We start from the raw sequence: 25,844 nt of genomic DNA on the forward strand, positions 1-25,844 counted from the left end.
GCGCATTCATCGCTCCGGTGTGTGGCTTGGGTATCGTTCGACCGATGATACCATTGACGGGTCGAAAAGGCAGAATTACAGGCTCGGTTTCGATTATCGGCCCGCGGGAATTTCGGACATGCAGGTCAGGTCACTTTACGCCTGGTCTGACTCGGATGGAGAACATGGGCCATTTTGGGAAACGACGTTCCTGATGCAGCGATCCGGGTTCGGATTCGAGATTGCCGGCGGGATTTTTGATATACCGTCTTATGATGCCCGATTTTACCGCTACGAATACGATGTGCCCGGCCGGGGATATACCAGGCCGGTATGGGGCAGGGGGGGAACCGTCACCGCGGTTGTCAGGTGGAAACAGGTCTCCTGCCGCTACCGATATGGCGATTCTGATTTGATGGATACAGCACACGAAATAACCGTGCAGCTCGATACCGTTTTTTAAATGCGCCTGATAAGCCGGGTTATTATTGATAGTATTTAACCACAAAGACACGAAGATATAAATATATATAACATATTATTAATACTATCTATGACACGTAATGAACTACTCCGGAATGAACTCAGTGGTATCACCTGTTATTCACTCACCCCTGTCGCTTCGCGACATCCCGTCTCCTCCCTCTCTTCAGAGAAGAGAAAGAGGTTAGGAGGGGAAAGTTCAGGCCGGGGCGCACCTCTGAATTTTCCCCGCAGTATACTGCGGTGAATTCTTTTGATTAAGCTATAATACCTGAAATGATATAAATACAAAACAAATCCGCGAAAATCCGTGTTCCCTTGAATGTTTAAACCGATCGTGAAAACAAGATGTAAATTCTTCAATTTCAAGGTTTCGGGAAAAAACTTGACAACACTGATACTTTCGCATTGATTTGCTTCCGGCGAATTTGTATAATTGAATCTGAGAATAGTCAACCATGGAATGAAAAAGAGGAGTATCTTTTGAAAACGACCGCATTACTGCTTGCCGCATCTGTTGTCTGTATGATGATTTCCGGTTGTGAGCAGAAAAAAAACGTTCAGATCGGGCAGCCGTCATCTCTGAAATCTTTTAAAAAACACGAGAAGAAAAAAACGGACTTGATGATTGGGGAAAAAGATCAGTTCAATCCAAACAGCCAATATGAAAGTATAAGAAAACAGAAGCTTACCGGATTCGGTCGTCTCCAGAAACCTGCCCTGGTTGCCATAAGCAGTGTGGAAGAAGCCACAAAAATCCTCAATGCGGCGGGTATCGCACAGTACAATGTTCTGACTCTCCAGAACAAATCAATCGATAGTCCCGTATATCCCTTCGATTATGAGAACGACATTACAGCCCTGAAAAAATTGTATGATATGCATAATCTCGGTTCGGTTGTCCGTCCGGAAATGTCCGAGCTCGAACGGCTTCAGGCTCTCATGGTTTATACAAACCAGTTTCTCCGGGATGGACGGGTACCCACGGAAGACGAGAAATGGAGCATCACCGGGCCATCGGCGTTTACCATCACGAAACTCAGACAGGAACAGGGAATCGGGGGAACGAGTGAACATTATGCCGCTCTTTTCTGCCAGCTCAGCCTGGCATGCGGATTCAATTCACGGCTTGTCAGCATGCACACGCTTGATGAAAACGGGAATTTTTTGACCAATGACGTTTGTGAGGTATTTCTTAACACACATGATAAATGGGCGGTTTTTGATGCGTATAACCGGGCGACATATTATATCCGCAATTCCGTGCCGCTCGACGCGCTGGAATTGCGCATACTGATGCTCCAGAACCGGTATCGTGAAATTATCGTTCAACCCGGAATCGGAGATTTTGCCGATTTTGTCACGCTCCGTGAAGACCTTCTGCCCCGGTACCAGTATCTGTACCTGTGGCGGATGAATGACATGCTCAGCAGATACGGCGGAAAATCGTTTTTACCCTGGCAGGCTCTGTATAAAAACCATCTTGTATGGGAAGACGAATACTCCCCGGTTTCCGAAGGGAGCTTTGACCGGCTTGATAAATTTAACAGATCGGACAATGCCGAATACAAGCTGAACGGCGTTCATTTTGTGGCGCATGAACAATCCGATTTTTACTGGACCCTGAATCATGTGGTAATAAACTTTACCAGAACCGGAGATGAGACAATTCGACTGTATCTCGATACCATGACGCCGAATTTCGATTCCTTCCAGATACTCCAGAACACCTCTGTTCAGAAATCACAGAATCGTGTCGAACTGAGAGATTTTGTCGGTGATATATTTGTGCGAAGTGTAAATAAATTCGGCGTGGCAGGCCCGTTTTCCGAGCTTAATATAATACCATGACACGGAATTCCGGATATCGGTAAATAGTGAATAATAGTAGTGCCGTCTTTCTGGAAATATGACTTCAGACTGTGAAAGATAAACGACGGAGGCTGTCATGACTCTCAACGAGGCGCTCATTCTTTCGTATGTTAAACGGGGTATCGGCTACGGATATAATATTCTCGCTCATGTGAGAGAAAGCGGTTCGGACGAATGGGTGGCTTTTTCACGAGCTGGTCTGTATAAAACCCTCGATAAACTCGAAAGGGAGGGTTTCATCAGTAAAAGGCTCGAACAGGACGGCGGCCGTCCTCCCAAAAAAGTATATTCGATTACCCATTCCGGAAGCAGCGCCCTTGTCGATTTTCTTTATCATGACTTCGATCTCAATTTCGAAATAAAATACGAACTGGATGCATACCTCGTGACTGCGGTTGCGGCTTCTCCCGATGCGGAAGCGCTTGCACAAACGATACACAGACGTAAGGAAGCGGTAGAGAAACAGTTGAATACGCTTAATGACGAGTGGCCCGAAGATAAAAATACCTACCCGTTCATTGTCTATGCACTGTACAGGAGACGTATCGAGTCGCTTGAAATGGAACGGAAATGGCTCGACTGGTTCGAAGGAATCCTGAAAACCGTATCAGGAGATGTACTGCACATGTCATGGGGTGAATCACAGAAATGATGTGATTGTAAAAATATGCCGCTTCTTAAAAAGCCTTTTGAAAAACACTACATGTTTTGATACAGGCTGTCAAGGGTCGGCATGAAATGCCGATTTACATGCCCTTGACAGCGACGAAACAACAAATTTTATCATCGGGCGCGTGAAAAAGACACTTTTTCACCGCCCTCTTAATACTCATCGTCACGAACTCTGTTCCCCTCGTAATAATCAATAACCGAAGCGCCGACTACATCCCCCCATGTATTGATGGTTGTTCTGCACCTGTCGATAAACCAGTCAATGGACAGGATCATGGCGATTCCTTCAACCGGAAGCCCGACACTCTTGAGAACCATGATGAGGGTGACGAGGCCGGCCTGTGGAATACCGGCTGCTCCGATCGAACCGATAGTCGCGGTGAGGAGAACAATAATCTGTTCGGTAAGGCCGAGCGTTATATTGTACGTCTGGGCGATAAACATGGTAGCCACGACCTGGTAGAGCGCGGTTCCGTCCATGTTGATGGTTGCCCCGAGGGGAAGAACAAAGTCGGCGACTTTTTCCGAAACCTTGTTTTTTTCCGTTATCATCGTGATTGAAATCGGCAGCGTGGCCATGCTCGAACCGGTTGAAAAGGCGGTAAGAACCTGTGGAATCATGTTTTTGAAGAATTTCAGCGGACGTCGTCTGGCAACGAATTTCAATATGATTATCAGCGTGATTGAGCCATGAATAAGGAGACCGAGCAGAACGGTGATAGCATAACGGGCAAGTCGTACAATTTCCGCTATGAAGCCGTCCGGATTCGAAAGTTCCGCATCGCCGATGCTCCCCGCCATGAGCCCGAAAATACCGACAGGGGCAAGGTACATAAGCAGGACAACACATTTGATGATGGTAACATTGATTGCCTCGACCACGGCGATGAGAGGTTTTCCCTTCTCGCCGATCGTTGTCAGCACCGTCCCGAAAACCAGGCAGAAAACAATGAGGGGAAAGATATTCTCCTCTATCATGGATTGAAAGATATTGCGGGGGACATAACTCTTTACCGTCTCCGATACGGTAATTTTCTTTACTTCGGACCTGACCCTGATGCCGGTTCCGGTGATCGAAGGTTCGATTTTTCTCCCTGAAACATCGAGCCACCTCATAATGGGTATGGAACGGGGGGTGATTTTACCGTACGTATCGATGAGACCGATTATATTCTGATCGATGAGAAAAATATGGTTTCTTTTCGGGTCTATCGTTGAGGTCAGAAGCTCTTCGTTATCGGGGAAAGTCAGCACCGATCCGCCGGAAAAAGGTGTTTGAACGATAGAGTATCTCGCGGAGAGGAACTCGGTCGGTGTCGCATGGGAATTTTTACCGGGATTGAAAATGTCGACGAGGATAAGACCGAGTATTACGGCAAGGAGTGTGGTTGATAGATAATAGGCCAGTGTCTTTAATCCCAGCCTTTCAAGGTGCCGTATATCGCCGAGATTGGTTACACCGCAGATCATGGACACCATGATGAGCGGGACAACGAGTACAAAAAGGAGGCTTAGAAAGATATCTCCGAATATTCGTGCTTTAACTGCCAGAGGAGGCGCATAATGACCGAGCAATCCACCGAGAATAACCGCAACTATCAGAGAATATACGAGATATGATGTTTTTTTAGGGGCAGGTTTTTGAAAATCAGACATTTCATCTCCTGGAGTTTATTCGTGTATATTGGTATCATTATTTTCCCGGGTCAGAGCATATATCACCATGTTTATTCCGAACCTGAGCTGGGGCTGATTGCTGTCATCGCTGCTCCAGCGCACTGTATATCCCCTGTTGGAAAGTATCGCGACAAGACGGCCATTGGCCCACACGCCCGATAGAAAGAATTTCCCGATTGAAGCTGAGTCATCCAGAACACCAACAGGCGGGCCCTCGACGAGGTCGAAATAGACGTTGAAGAGCGGGTGGTCTGATGGTATGGGCAGAAACTGGATATCAGGCCCGAGAGCATCGAGCAGCATATTCCTGAACGATTTTTCCTGCGGACTCTCGCCGATGGTCGGCCGTGCGTTGTCGAGAACCATGAATCCGCCGGATTTGAAATAATTCCGGACATTTTCCCGTTCAAGCGGGGTGAGCACGAACTCATCGTAACTTGTAATATAGACAAACGGCAGTTCAAGCAGGCGCGGAGACGAAAGTTCGCAGGGACGATCGAGAATCACATTGATTTTCGTCCATTGGCTGAACGCCTCTTTGAGATTTATGAGATAACGGGGATAAGCCGCGGGAGACCGGAGTTCTTCGCCGTATATGATGGCCATGTGAACGTATCCCCGTATATTGTGCTTGTCGCGGGGATCGGCAACCACCATTCCGAGCTTCTGTTCGATAAGCTGCCCGGCGGCTCCGGAAAAACAACTGAGTAAAAAAAACGCCAATAAAACAGCAGTTCGTTTCAAGAGTATTTCCTCTCGAAGTTGGAATATTCCATGAAATTATGTACCAATATACGCTGTTTATTTCACCAATTCCACTTTTTTGAGCGAGTAAATAAAAGGGCGGTGAAAAAGTTGCATTTTCACCGCCCGCTCGATGACAGGAACACCATTACACATCTTAACGGAAATTCCTTACCGCGATTCCTCCCTTTTGAGTCAGCGAAAAAACGAGCATGTTGATTCCCATTCTCAATTGCGGTTCGTTATCGGTGTAATCGTTCCATCTGACAACATATCGCTTGTTCGAATACACTGCCACGAGACGGCCGTCGATTGTCACTCCCTGGAGAGACCGTATTTCGATCATATTCGTCTCGCTGCCGCGCGGTGGTTCATCGAAATTGAAAAAGCTGTGGAAAAGCGGGTGGTCGTTCGGGATCGGAGCAAACCTGCCGCGCGATTCGAGCACATCTCTGAACATGTTCTCGAACTGAGAAGAAGCCGGATTGTTGTCGAGATTCGGATTGATGTTCTCGATAACCATGAAACCGCCGTTTAAAAGGTAATCGCGGATATTGTCCTTTTCCGGTTGGGTCAGTTCGAATCCGCCATCGAATGCAATGTAGATAAAGGGCATTTTTTTCATCTGCGGCGAGCTGAGAGTAAGAGGACTGTTCAGTCGTGTGTCGATTTTGGTCCATTTGAGCATGGCATCCTTGAGGTTGATGAGGCCGCGCTTTATATCGTACGACTGTGTCAGTCGTGCTCCGGTGGCATAACATATTGCAACATTGCCGCTTATTGCCTGTTTGTTGTCCGGATTGATCAACACTTCCGCTTTCGAGCTTTCGCTGCGTGTCTGTGCGCTTATTCCCGTCTGCACAACCGGCAGAGTATCTGTTAAAACGATGATTGATACTATCGCGGAAAGAAGAAAGCCTTTCATATCCATTCCCCCTTTCAGGGAGAAAAAATATCAATGAGGCGAACGTGGTTTAATGTAGTTCTGGGACGCGCAATGGTCATATATTCGTAATATCATATCGCATCAATGGTAATACAAGTTCTAAATTATGTAATTTCTATAAGGTAAATAATGGTTCGTCAATTATTTTTCATCATTTTTGATATTAATTTCATATATTACGGTAGAACTGATTAAAACAAATGAGGATACCGTGTTTAGAAAATTTGAGTATTTTGTCGCATATCGTTATCTCCTGACAAGGAAAAAGACTGGTTTTATTTCCATAATTTCCCTGATTTCCATTCTCGGAATAACAGTCGGGGTCGCAGCGCTCATCATTGTCCTGTCTCTCATGAACGGTTTCACCAAGGAGCTGAGAACCCGTCTTGTCGGAATGGATGGACACATATGGGTCAGCAATCCCCTTGAAAAAGGCATGCAGGATTACCGTGAGATAGAAAAAAAACTGTGGGCGATGGACGGAGTAAGCGGCGTTTCGGCGTTTTGTTCCTATGAAACCGTCGCCACGGCGCAGCAGAAGAGCCGTCCCGTCGCGGTTGTCGTTCGGGGCGTCGATGTCAACACCATCGATACGGTATCCGATATCAGAAAATATGTCAGCGTCGGGGAGCTCGATTTTACCAGGGACGAAGACGACATCCCCGGCATTGTACTGGGGAGATACGTGTCGCGGGCGCTTAATAATGCAATGGTCGGCGAGTATATCATTCTTTACGGGCAGGCTGACATGGAGTCGCTCATCGATGACGGGACTCCGCCGCCCATGAAAAAGTTCAGGGTCGCCGGAATATTCGACAGCGGTTACTATGATTATGACAGCGCCGTCGTACTGATCGGTATTTCGGAAGCGCAGAAGATATTGCAGTACGGCGACAAAGCGACCGGAATAGTCCTGAAGCTCCAGAACATGTTCCATGCCGACCGCTATACCCGTGAAGGCGGGCTGATAGATAAAGCGCTCGGCGGGAAACCGTATTTCAGCGAGAGCTGGATAGAAAAAAACCAGATTCTGTTCCGCTGGATGAAACTTGAAAAATGGGCGGCGTTCATTGTGCTCAGTCTCATTGTTCTCGTTGCGGCTTTCAACATCGTCAGTTCACTCATCATGATGGTGATGGATAAAACCCGGGAGGTTGGTATTCTGAAGTCGATGGGGGCAACCGACAAGAACATCGAGCGTATTTTTGTCTATCAGGGAGCGTTTGTCGGTGTCTGCGGAACAATCGCCGGAAGCGTGCTGGGGACGGTTATCTGCATGATTCAGGACAAGTACCGTCTGCTGAGCTTTCCGCCCGATATCTATTTCATCAGCGCTCTTCCGATGGACCTGCAGGTCCGGGATGTCGTTTCGATAACCGCCGTGGCGCTGTTATTATGCTGGCTGTCGAGCTACTACCCGGCAAAAAAGGCTGCGGAACTATCCCCGGTCGATGCGATACGGTCGATATAAATCACACAGAGGAACACAATTGGCTGAATACATCATACAGGCGCGGGCAATCACCAAACATTATGTCGTCGGAGGCTCGACGCTCGATGTTCTCACCGGTATTGACCTTGACATCATGAAAGGGGAAATACTCGCGATAGTCGGCGAATCCGGGGCGGGGAAGTCGACGCTGCTCCATATACTCGGGATGCTCGACCGTCCCAACGGAGGAACGATATCGCTTAACGGCGATGATATTACCGGTAAAACGGATAGCGAGCTTGCCGCATACCGTAACAGAAAAGTGGGATTTGTTTTTCAGTTTCACCATCTGCTTCCTGAGTTCAATGCCCTTGAAAATGTTCTGATGCCGGCGCTCATCAACGGGAAATTCAATACACAGTCGGTGAGCCGGGCGGAAAAACTCCTCGATCATGTGGGACTTTCACAGCGGATCAAACACCGTCCCGGCGAGCTTTCGGGCGGCGAACTCCAGCGCGTGGCCGTGGCACGAGCGCTCATGAATGAGCCGGCGATTGTTCTTGCCGATGAGCCGTCGGGTAACCTCGACCACCGTAATTCAGAGATGCTCCATGACCTGTTGTGGGGGCTGGCACGGGAAAACGGATATACGTTTGTAATTGTAACCCATGATATGGTGCTTGCGGAAAGAGCCGACAGGATTGTTCAGCTCGATGACGGGATAGCAAAAGAGATTAAAAAAGAAAATTTAAATGAACTATTTCGTTCCCAGAGAGTCTAATTTATGTTGTGAATATTTAAACCGTCCTGAATATGACGTCTGGTAGCGCAGAGGGAGAAGAACCGTTCGATGAAATGCCAGATATGTAACATAAACGAGGCAAATATCATTTTCACCCAGATAGTGAATAACGAAAAAATCGTTATGCAGATTTGCTCGGAATGTGCAAAGAAAAAGGGCCTGACGCTTGATATTTCGCCTGCGCTTCCTTCCCAGGTCGAATCGCTTATCGGCAGCCTGACCGCCAATACCCAGACAGCCGAGGATGAACCTGTCCCGGATATAACATGCAGCGTATGCCATATGACTTTTGCGGAGTTTAAAAAAACGGGTCTGTTCGGCTGTGATAAATGTCATGAGTCCTTCGGTAATCACATCGTGAATCTCCTGAAACAGATTCACGGGGTGACGAAACATGAGGGTAAAATACCCTATGAGTGCGAGGGCAGCGTTGACGTACGGAAAGAGCTCAAGGAACTTCGTTCGAGGCTGAAACGGTATATCGAAACGGAAGAGTATGAAAAAGCGGCTGAAATCCGTGACAAAATATCTGTTTTAGAGAAAGAGTATTCAAAAAAATGAACTTCGACAGTCTTGTATTTACACTTCCTGATTGGCTGAATCCTGTCGGCCCCGAATCGAATATCGTCGTGTCGTCAAGAGCCCGTCTTGCCCGTAATATTGCCGGGATACCATACGCGCACAGGGCATCCGGAAACGATCTGGAAGAAGTTGTCGGTACGGTGCTCGAGTCTTCCCATGCGGCCGGTTTTTCTTCTTCCGATTTTTTTAAAAATGAGGGCATGGAAGAGTATAAAAAGGATGTCTTTATCGAACGGCACCTCATGAGTCCCGCCCTTGCCCGCAGGGATGGCAACCGCGGAGTACTCGTGAAGGACGGCGAACATTATTCGATCATGATCAACGAAGAGGATCATCTCCGTCTCCAGTCGCTGCGCTCGGGACTGGACCTTATGGAGGCGTTGGAGGGCATTGACGGTATTGACGATGCTCTGTCGAAGGGAATACGGTTTTCGTACAGCGCCAGTTATGGTTACCTGACTGCATGTCCCACGAATTTCGGCACCGGTCTGCGGGCGTCGATCCTCATTCACCTGCCGGCGCTCGTTCTGACAAAGGAAATCCAGCGGGTAATCCGGAGTGTCGGTCAGCTTGGTCTGGCAGTCCGCGGGTATCATGGAGAGGGATCGGATGTCATCGGGAACTTTTTTCAGATATCCAACCAGACCTCTCTCGGAAAAAGCGAACGTGAGATCGTAACCAGTCTCACCTCGGTGGTAAACCAGATAATCGATTATGAACGGCGGGCTTCTCAGGTGCTTAAAAAAGAGGCAAAGGGCCAGGTCGAGGACAAGATATGGCGAAGCCTGGGAATACTCAAAACCGCCCGTGTTCTCTCGACTCATGAGTTTATGAACCTGCATTCCGCGGTTCGTTTCGGTCTCTATCTCGAGATTCTCAATAAACCGTCCATAAAAACGCTCAATGAGCTCATGGTGCTTGTTCAACCGGGTCATATTCAGGCCCGTCTGGGTAAGGAGACCGAGCCGATGGAGCGTGATGTTATCAGAGCGGAAATCGTACGTCAACGATTTGTTGACGTGACGATATAATTGCATTATATTATAATGAGTAAATTTTCTTACCGTATATAACGGAGGTTGAATACTGACCATGAATAATATGTTTACCGATAGAGTGAAAAAGGTGCTCCAGTATTCGCGGGAGGAATCGGCGCGCCTTGGTCATGATTATATTGGCACTGAACATCTGCTGCTCGGGCTTGTCAAGGAAGGGCAGGGTGTCGCGGTTGCCGTTCTGACAAATATGGGTATTCAGCTCGATGCCCTCAAGCGTTCGATCGAGGATGCCGTTCAGACTTCCTCCGGGGCGATGGTTCTTTCGGAAGTACCGTTCACTCCGATGGCGAAACAGGTTCTGGAAATCGCCGCGCAGGAAGCCCGCGAGATGAACAACAACTATATCGGAACCGAGCATCTCCTTCTGGCGCTTACGAAGAATAAAAACGGTATTGCCGCCCAGATACTCAGCGTTTTCGGCACCGATTATAAGAGTGTGAAAGAAGAAGTGATGAGTATCCTTTCCGGGAACAAGAAAGTATCGAGATCGGAACAGGAAAAAAGCGGATTGCCGTTTCTGGAGCACTATGGCCGTGATCTGACCGAACTCGCCCGTCAGAACAAGCTCGATCCGATAATCGGACGTGAAAAGGAAATCGAGCGCATGAGCCAGATACTTTCGCGGAGGAAAAAGAACAATCCCGTGCTCATCGGCGAACCCGGGGTAGGAAAAACCGCCATCGTGGAGGGTCTTGCCCAGAAGATCGTCGAAGGGAACGTGCCTCAGAATCTTATCGCAAAACGTGTCGTATCGCTCGATATGGGGAGCATAGTCGCCGGAACGAAATACAGGGGACAGTTCGAGGAGCGGGTGAAATCCATTCTGAACGAGCTGGCGCAGTCGAGGGATGTCATTATATTCATCGATGAGCTGCATACGATTGTCGGCGCAGGATCCGCCGAGGGCACCCTCGATGCTTCGAACATGTTCAAGCCTGCGCTTTCCCGCGGGGAATTACAGTGTATCGGCGCGACTACCCTTGATGAATACCGCAAGTTTATTGAAAAGGATGGCGCTCTCGAACGGCGTTTCCAGCAGATCATGGTCGATCCGCCTCAGGTTGAGGATACGATCGAGATTCTCAAGGGTCTCCGGTCACGGTATGAGGAGCATCATAATGTCGTTATAACCGACGAGGCGATTATTGCTGCAACCAAGCTGAGCGACCGGTATGTATCGAACCGTTTCCTTCCCGATAAGGCGCTCGATCTTATCGATGAAACGGGATCGAGAATCAGGCTCAAGAAGCTGACGCTTCCCGATTCGATTAAAGACATGGAAAAACAGATTCGCGAAATCGAGCTGAAGAAGAACACGGCCATTGAAAAACAGGATTATGAAACCGCCGCTAAGCTGAGAGACGAAGAACGTAACCACAAAGAGGAATACGAGCACGAGAAGGCCGAATGGAAAGAAAAAGTGGCAAATGCGGTTGTCACGGTCACCGAGGATGATGTGGCGTATGTGACGAGTACGATGACCGGCATTCCGCTTTTCCGGCTCGCCCAGGGCGAATCGGAGCGTCTGCTCAAGATCGAGGACGAGCTCCGTGAACGGATTGTCGGCCAGGATCAGGCAATATCTGCCATTTCACGGGCTATCAGGCGTACACGCGCTGGGCTCAAGGACCCTCTCAGGCCCATCGGCTCGTTCATATTCCTCGGTCCCACCGGCGTGGGGAAAACCGAGCTTGCCCGGGTGCTCTCCGAGTATCTTTTCCAGGATTCTAACGCTCTTGTCCGTATCGACATGTCAGAGTACATGGAGAAATTCAATGTTTCGCGGCTGGTCGGCGCCCCTCCGGGATATGTGGGCTATGAGGAGGGAGGCCAGATTACCGAGCGTGTCCGGCGCAAGCCGTATTGCGTTGTCCTGCTCGATGAAATCGAAAAAGCGCATCCCGATGTGTTCAACATGCTTCTTCAGGTTCTGGACTCGGGACATCTTACCGACAGCATGGGAAGAAAAGTCGACTTCAAGAATACCATTCTCATCATGACTTCAAACCTCGGAACACGTCAGATCGGGCTTGGGAAAAATCTCGGCTTTCAGGCTGCCGAGTTCGAGGACGATTACAATTCCATGGAAAAGAAGGTCATCAGCGAGCTCAAAAAAACCTTCAATCCGGAATTCATCAACAGGATCGATGAGATCGTCGTTTTCCGTGCACTGAACCGTGACGATATTCTCATGATTATCGATATTTTGATCAAGGAGGTCAAAAAACGCCTTACCGATAAAGATATGGATCTGGTCTTAACCCGGAAGGCCAAAGAATTTATTGCCAGCGAAGGGTTCAGTCCCATGTATGGCGCCCGGCCACTGAAAAGGGCTATTCAGAAATATATCGAAAATTCTTTGTCCGAAAAATTGCTTGAAGGAAAATTTTCCGAAGGTTCTGTTATTCAGATCGATGCCGTCGATAACAACCTGGTTTTCGAGGAACTGGCCAATCATTCCGCTGAAACGAAAAAAAGCTGAGTTTCCGGTTCATCCTCGATAATGCACATAATGGCAAGCGCTTCTTCCTTCACTAGGGATCGAAGCGTTTTTTATGTATGTTCATGGTATTCACCGGGAATATCATGATTATGTCCGGAATGTCAAGGGAATGATAGCGAAGTGAAGAGCCGTATTTTAATACCGTTATTACTGCTTCTCCTGATCATGATTATCGGCGGTTATTTTTTTGCCTCGAAGTTTTTCAATATCAATCAGAAAGCTCGCGATTATCTTACCGGAAGAGCGTCCGAACTCCTCGGGGTTAATTTCGAAGCATCATCGGTGGTCATTCTCCCCTGGTCGATCACCATCAGGAATGCCCGTCTTAAAATAGAAAATATCCCGCTGAACGTTGAAGTTGATCGTGTCAGAATCAGCTTTGACTTTTTCGATTTCGTGAAGAATCATTTCAAACCCCTCTACGGAACAGAACAGATTTATCTCGATCATCCCGTATTCACTAAAATTCTCAATCCCTCCGAAGCCTCCGGGGAATCCCTCAATTTTGAAAAAATCCCAATAATCTCGTTAAAGAATATCCCTTTCCTCAGAATAAATATCAATAAAGGTTCACTTGTCCTCCGCCGCGAAAATGAAACGAGCGTTTTTGCGCAGAATGTCAGCGGATGGATTGATGGTATCGATCAACGGGTAATTTATCTCAATGTCGAGGGGAACGTGCTGTCCGTAAAGAAAAACACGACATTCAAGGGTGTTCTGGACAGGGTTGAAGATAATTACTATCTCGACATAAAGAGCAGCGAATGCTCCATTGCCGGTGAAAACATCCGGTTTCTTTCGGGCGATATTAGGCCCACGGCGGGATTACTGAATTTTTCGCTCCATATGGAGCAGAAGGATACAAAATTTTTCATGAACGGCGATTATGTCCTTCGTAATGGTTCATTCGACCTGGAAGGGCATAAAATCGGCGTTACCAATGTTTTCGTTGACGGTACGGTCAGCGAGAAAGAAATTGTCTTTGACTCGATATCGGGAACTGTCTGGGATGTAAATCCCGAATTGTCGGGACGGTTGAGTCTCGAGCACGATCCTTCGCTGAAACTGACTGTCCGGGCGAAGAATGTTGAACTTTCGAAATTACTCACTGATATTTATCCTGACCGCACGGCATTCCCTTCCGGCTCAATCGATCTTGATGCAACGGTCGAGGGACCGCTCAGCGACCTGAAAACCACCGCGGTTTTTTCATCGGATGCACTTGCGTACGAAAAAAGGCGCGTACGGAATTTCTTCCTGAAAATGCGATTGGGCGGAGAAAAAATCATTTTCGACGAATTCAGGTGCCGCTATGAGGATTATGCATTTCGTGCCAGCGGTGAAAGCAGTTTCGATCCGGAAGCGGAACAAAAGGATTTCCGGCTCAATCTCAATGTTCGTAAAGGCGCCGATTCCGCACTTAACTATAACGTTTGGGTCAAGGGCATTACAAACTTCGAAAAAGAAACATATTCTGCCGATTTTACGGGGAAACGGGCAACTGCCGATTCGTCCGGATTATATACTGTCAGCGGAACCGCAGCGCTCCTTAAAGACAAGCTCGATTTTACGCTGAAAAACGACCATGTCAGCCTGAAAGGAACGGTGGACAGTGTTTTCGACAAACCCGAGCTGCTGTCATCGGTCGAGCTGAGGCACATGCCGGTGATGGAGTACCTCGGTCACGAGTCCGGGGATGTATTCATTAACGGTACAGGGACAGTCGCGGGCGATCGCGATGAAGCAAGGCTGGATGGCGATTTTTCCCTCCAGGTCAGCAACCAGGTGACATCTGACGTACAGGCGAATATTCTTTCCCATAATATTCTGACGAAATCACGCCGGTTCGATGTCAATGCCCGGATGAACAACTTCGTTGTGCGCTATTCCGGTCCGATATCTCTGAAACTCCATGCAGTTTCGGATTCCAGCGGTATAACAGCCGAAGTGTATGACGGGGATATCGCATCCCTCAATGTGCGGGCCGGTCTGGACGGCGGAAATCTGAGCGGAAATCTGTATCTCGATAAATTCCCCCTCGAAACGATCATTGACATTTTCAAGCGGGAAGAGTTCAGTCATTCCGGTAAACTGACCGGCAAAGCGGTGATAGGCGGAACGCTGAAAGCACCTTTTTTCAGAACTCCGGAACCGATTGTCATGACCGATCTCGTGTTGTCGGGAGTCGATCGTCTCTCGGGCTCGGGGAATGTTTCCGGAAAAATCGGGGAGCTTACCTTTTCTGATGTACGTCTCAAAAGGGATAATATTCCGGTCATGCAGGCTCACGGCATATGGGTATCCGGCAGTCCTTTCGTGCTCGAAGCGGATGGAAAGAATGTCGAGCTGGGCGCAATAGGCGACATTATCAGTACATCGATGAAGTGCGACGGCAAAGTCGATTACCGGTTTACGATGTCATTCACACGAAAAGACGGAACGGTCAACGGGGATTTCTCCTTCGCTGACGGGCATTTCCTTGATATACCCATCGATGAGGCCCACGGTGTTCTGGGCGGCGGGTCCACAGGGTTTATCGTTAACGACTTTACCGTAAAAAAAGAGGGTATTTACACCGGGAAGGGGAGCGCATCAAGCGGTTATTTCTGGGAGGACAGCACCGAAGCTCCGGGGCTCAAGATGAACCTCGAGCTCCAGGGCGATCTGCTCCTGTCGCTTCCGTATCTCACAACCGCAATAAAAAAGGCCACGGGGCAGTGCCAGCTCAACGTCGAGATCGGCGGCACATGGCAGGACCCGTTTGTTCTGGACGCAGAATTATATGTGACCAACGGTACGATCCATCCCGCCTATCTTATCAATAAAGTCACCGATGTTACGGCGATTCTGAAAATCGATCCCGAATTTCAGACAATGAGCGGTTACAAAGCCGTACGTGTTGTGGCCGGCTCGGGTATTATCAACAACAATAAACTCCTGGTTCATAACATCCATATCGGTGATAAAGACTGGGATACCATAAAACGTCCGGGATTGCTGAGTGTTGTCAATAATGATGTCAACCTTGATTTTGGCATAATAACGGGGAAATTCGAGCGGAGTAAAAACCGCGAACGCCCCATCGAGCTGCATGTTCCGGGATTCATGAAACCGAAGGAGACGGGGACGTTCGAGCTGTCCGGGGACGCTGGCGGAGCGTTTTTTGTCGGAGCCGCAGAATATGAAAATTCCCTGACCCCTTACATAGCCGGGAAAATACTGGTTCGCTCGGGTGATGTTACATATCCGCTGCTTCAGGACGAATCATCGGACAGCGATAGCACCAGTTACTTAAGTGAAATTTATTGGGATATCAACGTAACCGCCGGAGCAAGTGTTTATTATGTCAATGAAATCAACCAGAAATGGCGCCTTGTGGGGACGAATGTCGCCCGGGTCTTCACAAAAATCGATGAAAGTTCTTTCTTCAAGGTTGAGGGAAGACTTGCCGACGGGAGTTTCCGGGTAACTGCGGACGCGCGTTCGGAATCGGGTTCGATTTCCTATTTCGGAGCGGATTTCGACATAGAACGAGTGGAATTTGAACTCGATACCATCCGTGAGGATATGCCTGCTATTCTCACGGGCCGTGCACGGACGGTGGTGCATGATTCCACCGGCGTACCGACTGAAATTTACCTTAATGCCAGTACGGTGAACTCAAAATCAGACCAGCGCCGGCGCGCCCTGGGCCGTGTTGAAGTCCAGGAAGATCCCATGCTCGACAAGGTGGCCAGGAGAACATTTGATGTCGAGGGCCTGGGGACAATCGAGATCGAATTTTCCAGTACCAATCCCTCGGATGATTCTCAGGAAAAAATCCTCGCCAAGCTCGGAATCGCCCCGGAAACATTAGGAAACTATACGGCGCGGGCTTTGACAAACGGGCTCAATACCTATTACACGAATATGTGGCTTCGTCCCTTTGAAGATATAGTCAAGCGATACACCAAAATCGATGTGGTGCGCTTTACACCGTCGGTGCTCGGGAATTTCATGAAATCCCAGATCGGATTCAAAGACCGGCTTGATCCCGAAAATGATTACATGCTCTTTGATGAAAGCCGGGTCATGCTCGGGGAGTATTTTTTCAAGGAATGGTTTTTATCTTACCAGGGGCAGTACGGCCTCAACAGGGATTTTCTGAACAGGAGGGAACGAGGTTTTTTCCATGAGCTCGATTTACAGTATAATCTCAGAACAAATACCCGCCTTCAATTGAAATACCTGTATGACGATGTCATGAAAGAGGGTGAACGGCGAATCGAGATTCGTCATGATTTTGAATTCTGAGAGTAATTCACTTTGAAATTGCTATCTGATTATATATATTTAAATTCTGTATGTGTATCATAAATGTCGAACGAGGTGGATGTTAATGAAGATTCGTCCTTGTGTTATAAGTCTGGTTTCCGCTGCGCTGTTAATCCTGCTGGCGTTCCCGTCTTTCTGCGGCGCACAGGAAGGCAACACGATCAGGGAAATCGTCATCGTCAGCAATTACAATGTCCCAAAGGCGCTGATTACCAATCAGAGTGGCTTACGGGTCGGGACACCTCTTTCGCGTGACAGCGCTTCTCAGGCGATTCAGACATTGTGGCGTCTCGGCATCTTTGCGGATGTCAGGATCAAGAGCGAACAGATGGATAACGGCATCAGGGTTATCATACAGGTTGAGGTGCTTCCCACAGTCAATAATATATCGACGGAAGGTTTCAAGGAAATAAAGGAAGACGAGATTCTCAACGCGATCGGTCTGGTTAAGAACCAGGCTATCGGGGACCGGAAAATCGCCAAAATGAGCCGTAAAATCCATGATATGTACAAGGAAAAGGGTTTTCTCCTCGCCAAGGCAACTTTCGCAGTTACGCCAACTCAGCCCGATTCGACCAAAGTCGATGTCAAGATAACCATGCATGAAGGTAAAAAAATAAAAATCAAAGAGATAAATATTGTCGGCAATGATAAGGTAAGCGAAAAAAAGATCAAAAAGCAGATGGATACAAAGGAAGACCGGTGGTACCGTTCCGGGGAATTCAAGGAAGCTGCCCTGGAAGAGGACAAGGGAAAGATAGTTCATCTCTACAAATCCCTCGGATACCGTGACGCCGTGGTTCTTCAGGACAGCATATATACCGATGAAGAAGCCGGAAAGGCAACAATTACACTTTTTGTCCAGGAAGGCCGTGAGTACAAATTCGGTGAAACATCGTTTGAAGGTAATGCCTTCTTTACCGAAGAACAGATCAGGCCCATGGTACGGTACAGTGTCGGCGAAACGTACAATGAAGACCTTGTCGGACAGGCAATGTATGAAATAAATGTCCTCTACAATGACGCCGGTTATTTAAAAACTCGGATTGTGCCGGTTCAGTCGGCTCATGGCGATACGGTCGATATACTGATAGATATTGCGGAAGGAAATATTTCCAATGTGGCGAAGGTTATCATAAAGGGGAATACCAAGACTATCGAAAAAGTGATACGCCGTGAAGTCTATCTCCTTCCCGGCATGCCGTTTAACCGCACCCTCTTCGATCGTTCGCGCCGTAACATCATGGCGCTCAATTATTTTGAGGATGTCAAACCGGATTATGTACCCCATGAGGACAGCGATGATGTCGATATCATCCTCGAAGTCAAGGAAAAACAGACCGGAGTGGCATCGATGGGCGCCGGGTACTCAGAGCGTGATAAACTTGTCGGCACTCTGTCTTTTTCCAATTCCAACCTCTTCGGGCGCGGTCAGGGTGTAAATTTTTCATGGGATGTCGGCTCACGGCGGAAAGCGTTCCAGATCGGTTTCAGTGAACCGTGGCTCTTTGATACCCAGACCAGTTTCTCGCTCGACCTCTACGATATCGTACGGAGCGATTATACATCCGCTTTCGACCAGGAGAGCAGGCGCGGTGGTTACATACGGCTCGGACGTAAGTTGAAATGGCCCGATGATTATTGTCATGCCTATATCTCATACCGTCTTGAGGACGTCAATTATGTAAATCCATCGGCGTATTATTCGTACTATCTGCTTACAGGTAAAACATCATCCCTCAGTTTTATGTTTACGCGGGATTCCCGTGACCTGCCGCAGTTTTCAACTGATGGATCGCGTACATCGGCGACTTTCGAGGTTGCCGGCGGTCCGTTCGGCGGCGACCTTTCATATTATAAGTACCTCCTCAACAACGAATTCTATACACCGATCTACTGGCAGATAGCATTTGTTATCCGTTCGCGGATCGGGTATCTGAAAGGTTACGAGCAAAACACCTCGGTTCCGTATTCGGAGCGTTTCATGCCGGGCGGAACGAGTTATGACGGTTTTGTGCGCGGCTACCCGAACCGTCAGGTCTGCCCGCTCCTCAAGGGGGAGGAAATTGGCGGCGAGACGATGCTCGTCAACAATCTCGAGCTTCAGTTCCCCATTGTATCTCAGATGATCTACGGAATAGGCTTCTACGATTTCGGTAATGCATGGCGTAATCTGTCCGAAACAAACCCGTTCGATATGAAACGCTCTGTCGGAGTCGGTGTTCGTCTGTCGATTCCCGGTATCGGCATGCTCGGGTTCGATTTCGGATACGGATTCGATAAACTTGAGGGATCAAGTAAAATCGGCGGATGGCGGCCACACTTCCAATTTGGAAATCAATTTTTGTAATATTGAAAGGAGAACTCGATGTCACGTTCCACAAAACCATGGATTATGGGTGTTTTATGCATAACTGTCATGATGACGGCAGTATCTTCGACCGTGCTGGCTGAGCTTAAAATCGGGTATATACGGCCTCAATATGTTTTCAGCAAGTACGAGCCCTATAAAGCGGCTCAGAAAGAGCTCGAAAAATATGAGAAGGAAAAAGTTGCCGAACTCCAGAAATCGAGCGATAAATTCCAGCTGGAAGTTCAGGATGCCGAAAAACGGGCTCTCCTCATGAGCGAGGAAATGATCCAGAAAAAACGGGAAGAGCTCCAGAAAACCCGTGAGAGTCTCGATAAACAGTATGATGATCTTTACCGTCAGCCGGACGGCCTTCTGATGAAGAAACAGACCGAACTCCTTCAGCCGATCATAAATCGCATTAACGAGGTTCTGATGAAGATCGGCAAGGATGAGGGATATGATTTTATTTTTGATGCCGAAGGTCCGGTGCTCTATGCCAACGAAAAGTATGATATTTCTGATTATCTGCTTGAAGAAATTCAAAAGGATATACCGAGCAAATGACGTTCAGGCTTGAGGACATTTGCCGTATTATCGGGGCGGAAGTATCTGCCGGCGCAGGTGATATTACCATAAGGGGTCTGTCTGCAATTCATGAGGCGGGTCCTGATGATATCACATTTCTTTCCAATCCCCGGTACGCGAAAAGTCTCGAATCGAGCCGGGCACGGGCTGTTATCGTTACAAAAGGCACCATGGTGCCGTCCGGTGTGATCGCCATCGAGGTGGATGACCCCTATTTTGCGTTTTTGAAGCTTCTCGATACATTCAACTTGCGAAATCCCTCGGATATTGCATCCGGCGGAATACACCCGCAGTCGGTAATCCATCCCGATGCGGTTACAGGAAACGATGTATCTGTCGGGCCTTTTGCGGTTATCGGTCCGGGAGTGAAAATCGGCAACGGAACCATTATCGGTCCCTGTACGGTTGTCATGGCAAAAAGCACCATCGGCAATAACTGTATCCTGTATCCCAATGTCACCGTCATGGACAGTTGTGTCATCGGCGACCGTGTTATTCTCCACGCCGGAGTCGTAATCGGGTCCGATGGATTCGGATTCGCTCCCCATGGAGGTACGTACCATAAAATCGCCCAGATCGGAATTGTAATCGTCGAAGACGATGTCGAGGTGGGCGCCTGTACGTGCGTTGACCGGGCCGCGTTCGGAAAGACCGTCATCAGGAAGGGTACAAAACTCGATAATCTTATTCAGGTGGGTCACAACGTCAGTATCGGAGAGAACACTGTCATCGCCGCGCAGACGGGGATTTCCGGCTCTACGACTGTCGGAAACGGCGTACGTATCGGCGGACAGGCGGGCCTGTCCGGTCATATCGTGATCGGTGACGGATCTTCTGTCGGCGCTCAGGCCGGTGTCACGAAAGATGTTCAGCCGAATGAAACCGTTTCGGGTTATCCGGCAAAAAATCATATGAAAGCCATGCGTCTCGAAGCTGCTCTGCGCAGCCTTCCCGACCTTATCAAAAAGGTCAGGGAACAGGAAAAACGCATTCTCGAACTGGAACAGATTGTGAATAAACGGAGATAGAGCATGTTTGAAAAACAGACAACATTATCCGGCGAAGCCACGGTTAAAGGTGTGGGCCTTCATACGGGAACGCAGAGCGAGCTCACATTCAGACCAGCCCCTATCAATACGGGAATTATTTTCAGGAGGCTCGATATCGAAGGCTCTCCCGAAATACCGGCGCTTATCGACAATGTCGTCGATATAAGCAGGGGAACGACAATCGGGCTGAACGGGAACAAGGTTCACACCGTCGAGCATGTTCTTGCCGCCCTTGCCGGAATGAAAATCGACAATGCATATGTCGATATCGAAGGTATCGAACCCCCGGTCTGTGATGGTTCCTCTCTCGAATTTATAGCGGCTCTTAAGAGCGCTGGTACCGTTGAACAGGATTCACCACGCGATTATATCAACATCGATGAAACGATCATATACGATGCCGTCAAGGGAGAGGGAGTCGAACTGCTGGCCCTGCCCTCGGATGATTTCCGTATCACGTTCATGATCGATTACAAAAACCCGGCTATCGGCACCCAGTATACGTCGATGTATACTATTGACGAGTTCGAACAGGAATTCGCTCCCGCGCGGACGTTCTGTTTTTTGAGTGAAGTGGAGATGCTCAAGGAAGCCGGGCTTGCAAAGGGCGGAACACCGGAAAATGCCCTCGTGGTCATCGATAAACCCTGGAACCAGGAAGAGGTCGAATACCTCAAAAAACTGTTTAATAACGACACGGCTGTCACCAGAGGCGATAACGGGCTGCTGAACGGCACACCGCTCCGGTTTCCCAATGAATTTGCCCGCCACAAGACCCTCGATCTTATCGGTGACCTGTATCTGCTCGGGCATCCGATAAGGGGCCATATCATGGCCGCGCGCTCCGGTCACAAGGCGAATATCGAGCTTGTCCGTAAAATACGGGCTTACTGGGAAAAATCACGGATCAAGATGAAATACCAGGAACGTGAGACCGAGGGGTACCTTCTCGATGTCGATGCCATCAGGAAGATTATGCCACACCGGTATCCGTTTCTCCTTGTTGACCGGATCATCGATCTCATCCCCGGGAAAAAAGTGATCGGGATTAAAAATGTTACGGCCAACGAACCGTTTTTCCAGGGGCATTTTCCCCAACGGCCTGTCATGCCCGGTGTTCTGCTCATCGAGGCAATGGCACAGGTCGGCGGAATACTCATGCTCGATGCGGAGATGCGCACTGATAACAAACTCATATTTTTCACCACGATAGACAAGGCTAAATTCAGAAAGCCCGTTACACCCGGCGATCAGGTACGGTTCGAGCTCGACATTCTGAAGCGCCGCCGTAATCTCTGTATTATGGCCGGAAAGGGGTTCGTCGAGGGCGACCTCGTTGTTGAGGCCGAGCTGAGCGCGGTTGTACTAACACAAGAGGATATGCCATCGTGAATACGAAAATTCATCAGACCGCAATAATCGATCCTGATGCCATGCTCGATGATGATGTTACCGTCGGTCCCTATGCGATTATCGAGGGTAATGTTGTTATTGGGCAAGGATCGGTGATAAAGGCGGGCGCATTTATCGGCTGGGGATGCCGTTTTGGCCGGAATGTTACCGTTTTCCCTTCCGCCGTGGTGGGAACTGTTCCTCAGGACCTCAAATTCGGCGGTGAGGAAACGACGCTTGAAATTGGCGACAGAACGGTTATCCGTGAATTCGCCACATTGAATCGCGGTACGGTCGCTCATGGGAAAACAACGGTCGGTTCGGATTGCTTTATCATGGCGTACAGCCATGTTGCCCATGATTGCATAGTAGGAAACAACTGCATCCTGGCGAACAGCGCAACCCTCGCAGGGCATGTTACGCTTGAGGACTGGGTGATCGTAGGCGGGCTTGTTCCCATTCACCAGTTCGTGAAAATCGGCTGTCATGCGATGATCGGCGGCGGGTGGCGCGTTCCAAAGGATGTTCCGCCCTATACAACCGCCGCGGGCGATCCCCTCAGGGCTGTCGATATCAACAAAATCGGCCTTTCCAGGCGTGGTTTTTCGGAAGAAACCATACGCAATCTCAAAAAAGCATATAAAATGCTGTTTCGCTCGCAATCCGATATGACACGTTCCCTCGATGAACTCGATGCGCTCGGTGATCTCGGCCCCGAGGTTGCGCATCTCAAGGACTTCATCCGGACGAGCGAACGCGGCGTTATCGTATAACAAAACAACCCCGTATGACTTACGGAGGCGCTGTGGCTGTTCGTGTCGGAGTCGTGGGTGTCGGTGTTCACGGGCTTCACCATGTCCGCCTGCTGGCATCGATGGACAGGGTGGATTTTGCAGGCATTTATGACAGTGATGCCGATATTTGTGAAAAAGTTGCGGGTGATTTCAATATTACACCGTTCGAATCCCTCGACCGTCTCCTCGGGCATGTAGACTGTGTGACCGTGGCGGTTCCCACATCGGCGCATTACGATGTCGTTATCCGCTGCATCGAACAGGGGAAATCTGTTCTCGTCGAAAAACCCATAGCCGTGAATCTCGGTGAAGCCGATGAAATGGTGGCCCTGGCAGAGAAACGGGGTCTTGTCCTGTCGGTTGGTCACCTTGAACGGTTTAATTCCGCGTACCGGTCGGTTTCTGCTGAAATGGAGTTGCATCCGGGTTTTATCGAATGCCACCGGCTTTCCGTTTTCAATCCGCGCGGAACGGATGTGGCAGTCGTTCTGGACCTCATGATTCACGACATCGATATAGTCCTCGATATGGTACGGAAACCGGTCGTTTCGGTTCATGCGGTCGGGATACCCGTTGTCACCGACGAGGTCGATATCGCAAACGCCCGTGTCGAATTTAAAGGCGGCTGTGTCGCCAATCTTACCGCGAGCCGTATCTCCCAGCGAAAAATGAGAAAAATCAGGACGTTTCAGAAAAACTCCTATATTTCGATGGATTGCCTTTCCGGTGAAAGCGAGGTTTTCACCATGACTCCCGGCGCCCGGCCTGAGGTTTTTGCCGGAGCGCTTCCTCAGGTCATGAAGGGTATTTCGTACAAGAAGTTCCCCAATGACGGATTGAATGCGCTTCAGCTCGAACTCGATGATTTCATCGGCGCGGTGGAGAATGGCGCAAAACCGCGTGTGACAGGGAAGGATGGCAGAGCAGCCCTCGAAGTCGCCATAAAAATCATGGAAAACATGGAGGTTTCAGCACGGAGCGTTGAATGAAGCGTGTCCTTATCATCGCCGGTGAAACATCGGGCGACCTGCATGGCTCCGTACTCATGCGGGGCATGAAGAACAGCTGTCCGGATATTGAATTCAAGGGTATAGGCGGCTCTCTCATGATCGATGAAGGTCTCGATGCCCTTCGCCATACAGGCGAAATGAATTTCATGGGACTCGCCGAGGTTATCCGCCATATCCCGTTCATACGCCGTACTGAAAACGACATCGTATCGCTTCTCGACTCGTGGCATCCCGATCTTTCCATACTCATCGATTATCCCGGCTTCAATCTCAAACTCGCCCCCCGTATACACCAGCGGAAAATCCCGGTCATGTATTACATCAGTCCACAGCTCTGGGCATGGCACAGGAGCAGGGTCAATCTCATACGGCGGTATGTGGACCGCATGGTGGTACTGTTCGATTTCGAGCGGGAGTTTTACCGGAAATACGGCGTCGATGCGGTGTGTACGGGGCATCCTTTGCTCGATATCGTCCGTTCTTCCGAAGACCGGGTAGCTTTCAGAGCTTCCCTCGGTGCGGGTGATGGCCCCCTCATCGGTCTTCTGCCGGGTTCACGGCCCCAGGAAATCGAGCGTATACTCCCTGCAATGGTCGGGAGCATCGGTGTGCTCAGATCGAGGATTGAGAATGTTACAGCTGTCATCGGCTGTGCGCCCGGTCTCGATGAGGAGAGTGTATCAAAATATGCCGCCGGAAGCGGTATTTCCATCATTCACGGAAAAACGTACGATATCATGGCCCATGCGGATGCCCTTGCGGTCACCTCGGGAACGGCAACGCTCGAGGCGGGAATCCTCGGCACACCCATGGTGATCGTGTACCGGACATCGCTGCTGACTTACCTTGTCGGGCGTTCGGTCGTGAGTATCGACAATATCGGTCTTATCAACATTGTCGCGGGCGCACGTATCGTTCCGGAGCTCTGGCAGAATAATGTCACACCCGGAAATATCGCGACACATATAGAAAAAATGCTCGGTGATAAACAGTTATATAATCTGATAAAACAATTGCTTGGCAATGCTAAGCACAAACTCGGCAATCCCGGCTCCACGGAAAGGGCTGTAAAAATTGCTTGTGATTTGTTAAGGGGGAGTGATATATGACAACTCGACGGAAATTCCTTTCGACGGGAGCCTCGCTGTTTTCGGCTCTTCCCGTTTTTACCGGACATGTCAGCGCTTCGGAACGCGAACTCGACCGTGCCGCGAACCGTCGCGATCCGGGGAAAAAGCTGGTGCGGGACGGCCTGGAATATGCGAAACGCGGGAAAAAGAACAATATTCCACCCGTTCTCCGCGAGGAGATTCTTGAAAATCCCCATGCCGTCTTTATCATAAGAACCTCGATTGCATCCCGCAGAGACGAATCGGGAAAATTCCCACCGGAAAAGGAGAAATTTGCCCGGGTGGGATACGAAACTGCGCGGATGATATTCAGAAAAGGGACATCGAAGGGCGGAACGACCTGCATCAAGCCCAATTTTGTCGGTGGATTCAACGCCGATGAAAGGAGCGTCAATAACGGCGTATCGACCCATCCATGGTTTGTCTCCGGATTCTGCGATGCGCTCAGGGAAATGAACAACACCAAC

At 49.1% G+C, this 25,844-nt stretch carries 20 protein-coding genes; 17 read left to right on the forward strand and 3 right to left on the reverse strand.

What is annotated here, in order from left to right:
* The 3 genes from LLG96_07470 to LLG96_07480 all read left to right on the forward strand — a co-directional run.
* A partial coding sequence (locus tag LLG96_07470) for a hypothetical protein (GenBank protein MCE5250044.1) occupies positions 1-442 on the forward strand: 442 nt, incomplete at its 5' end.
* A 503-nt stretch (positions 443-945) separates the two neighbouring features.
* Positions 946-2,313, forward strand: coding sequence for a hypothetical protein (locus LLG96_07475; GenBank protein ID MCE5250045.1), 1,368 nt, complete (start codon positions 946-948; stop codon positions 2,311-2,313).
* Positions 2,314-2,410: 97 nt separating this feature from the next.
* Complete coding sequence (locus tag LLG96_07480) at positions 2,411-2,986, forward strand: PadR family transcriptional regulator (GenBank protein MCE5250046.1); 576 nt, start codon at positions 2,411-2,413, stop codon at positions 2,984-2,986.
* 170 nt (positions 2,987-3,156) lie between these two features.
* Here the strand turns inward: LLG96_07480 and LLG96_07485 are convergent, their stop codons facing one another.
* The 3 genes from LLG96_07485 to LLG96_07495 form a co-directional block, all read right to left on the reverse strand.
* On the reverse strand, positions 3,157-4,662 hold the full coding sequence (locus LLG96_07485; GenBank protein MCE5250047.1) for a dicarboxylate/amino acid:cation symporter: 1,506 nt from the start codon (positions 4,660-4,662) through the stop codon (positions 3,157-3,159).
* 15 nt (positions 4,663-4,677) lie between these two features.
* The gene (locus LLG96_07490) at positions 4,678-5,427 is read right to left on the reverse strand and encodes a DUF4159 domain-containing protein (GenBank protein ID MCE5250048.1); all 750 of its coding nucleotides are present in this window, start codon (positions 5,425-5,427) and stop codon (positions 4,678-4,680) included.
* 157 nt (positions 5,428-5,584) lie between these two features.
* Positions 5,585-6,352: a DUF4159 domain-containing protein gene (locus LLG96_07495; GenBank protein ID MCE5250049.1), complete on the reverse strand. Its 768-nt coding sequence runs from the start codon at positions 6,350-6,352 to the stop codon at positions 5,585-5,587.
* Positions 6,353-6,584: 232 nt separating this feature from the next.
* Here LLG96_07495 and LLG96_07500 point away from each other — a divergent pair, with 232 nt between their 5' ends.
* From LLG96_07500 to LLG96_07565, 14 genes are all read left to right on the forward strand, one after another.
* The gene (locus LLG96_07500) at positions 6,585-7,844 is read left to right on the forward strand and encodes an ABC transporter permease (GenBank protein MCE5250050.1); all 1,260 of its coding nucleotides are present in this window, start codon (positions 6,585-6,587) and stop codon (positions 7,842-7,844) included.
* A 31-nt stretch (positions 7,845-7,875) separates the two neighbouring features.
* Positions 7,876-8,586: an ABC transporter ATP-binding protein gene (locus tag LLG96_07505; protein MCE5250051.1), complete on the forward strand. Its 711-nt coding sequence runs from the start codon at positions 7,876-7,878 to the stop codon at positions 8,584-8,586.
* Positions 8,587-8,655: 69 nt separating this feature from the next.
* Positions 8,656-9,168 (forward strand): UvrB/UvrC motif-containing protein, encoded by a 513-nt coding sequence (locus LLG96_07510; protein ID MCE5250052.1) that lies wholly within the window; start codon positions 8,656-8,658, stop codon positions 9,166-9,168.
* Positions 9,165-10,220 (forward strand): protein arginine kinase, encoded by a 1,056-nt coding sequence (locus tag LLG96_07515; protein MCE5250053.1) that lies wholly within the window; start codon positions 9,165-9,167, stop codon positions 10,218-10,220. Before LLG96_07510 ends, LLG96_07515 begins: the two co-directional genes overlap by 4 nt.
* A 61-nt stretch (positions 10,221-10,281) precedes the next feature.
* Complete coding sequence (locus LLG96_07520) at positions 10,282-12,729, forward strand: ATP-dependent Clp protease ATP-binding subunit (protein MCE5250054.1); 2,448 nt, start codon at positions 10,282-10,284, stop codon at positions 12,727-12,729.
* Positions 12,730-12,870: 141 nt separating this feature from the next.
* Complete coding sequence (locus tag LLG96_07525; GenBank protein ID MCE5250055.1) at positions 12,871-17,043, forward strand: hypothetical protein; 4,173 nt, start codon at positions 12,871-12,873, stop codon at positions 17,041-17,043.
* A gap of 85 nt (positions 17,044-17,128) precedes the next feature.
* The gene (gene bamA, locus LLG96_07530) at positions 17,129-19,414 is read left to right on the forward strand and encodes an outer membrane protein assembly factor BamA (GenBank protein MCE5250056.1); all 2,286 of its coding nucleotides are present in this window, start codon (positions 17,129-17,131) and stop codon (positions 19,412-19,414) included.
* 18 nt (positions 19,415-19,432) lie between these two features.
* The gene (locus tag LLG96_07535) at positions 19,433-19,981 is read left to right on the forward strand and encodes an OmpH family outer membrane protein (GenBank protein ID MCE5250057.1); all 549 of its coding nucleotides are present in this window, start codon (positions 19,433-19,435) and stop codon (positions 19,979-19,981) included.
* Positions 19,978-21,030 (forward strand): UDP-3-O-(3-hydroxymyristoyl)glucosamine N-acyltransferase, encoded by a 1,053-nt coding sequence (gene lpxD / locus LLG96_07540; protein ID MCE5250058.1) that lies wholly within the window; start codon positions 19,978-19,980, stop codon positions 21,028-21,030. Before LLG96_07535 ends, lpxD begins: the two co-directional genes overlap by 4 nt.
* 3 nt (positions 21,031-21,033) lie before the next feature.
* Positions 21,034-22,443, forward strand: coding sequence for a bifunctional UDP-3-O-[3-hydroxymyristoyl] N-acetylglucosamine deacetylase/3-hydroxyacyl-ACP dehydratase (locus LLG96_07545; protein ID MCE5250059.1), 1,410 nt, complete (start codon positions 21,034-21,036; stop codon positions 22,441-22,443).
* Positions 22,440-23,216 carry an acyl-ACP--UDP-N-acetylglucosamine O-acyltransferase gene (gene lpxA / locus LLG96_07550; protein ID MCE5250060.1) on the forward strand — a complete coding sequence of 259 codons (777 nt, stop codon included), beginning with the start codon at positions 22,440-22,442 and terminating at the stop codon, positions 23,214-23,216. Before LLG96_07545 ends, lpxA begins: the two co-directional genes overlap by 4 nt.
* Before the next feature lie 32 nt (positions 23,217-23,248).
* Positions 23,249-24,226, forward strand: a complete 978-nt coding sequence (locus LLG96_07555; GenBank protein ID MCE5250061.1) for a Gfo/Idh/MocA family oxidoreductase — start codon at positions 23,249-23,251, stop codon at positions 24,224-24,226.
* On the forward strand, positions 24,223-25,356 hold the full coding sequence (gene lpxB / locus LLG96_07560) for a lipid-A-disaccharide synthase (protein ID MCE5250062.1): 1,134 nt from the start codon (positions 24,223-24,225) through the stop codon (positions 25,354-25,356). Before LLG96_07555 ends, lpxB begins: the two co-directional genes overlap by 4 nt.
* The coding region (locus LLG96_07565; protein ID MCE5250063.1) for a hypothetical protein at positions 25,353-25,844 on the forward strand (492 nt) is incomplete at its 3' end. The genes lpxB and LLG96_07565, both read left to right, overlap by 4 nt.

The organism is bacterium, from assembly GCA_021372535.1.
In the GTDB taxonomy this organism is placed as follows: domain Bacteria; phylum Latescibacterota; class Latescibacteria; order Latescibacterales; family Latescibacteraceae; genus JAFGMP01.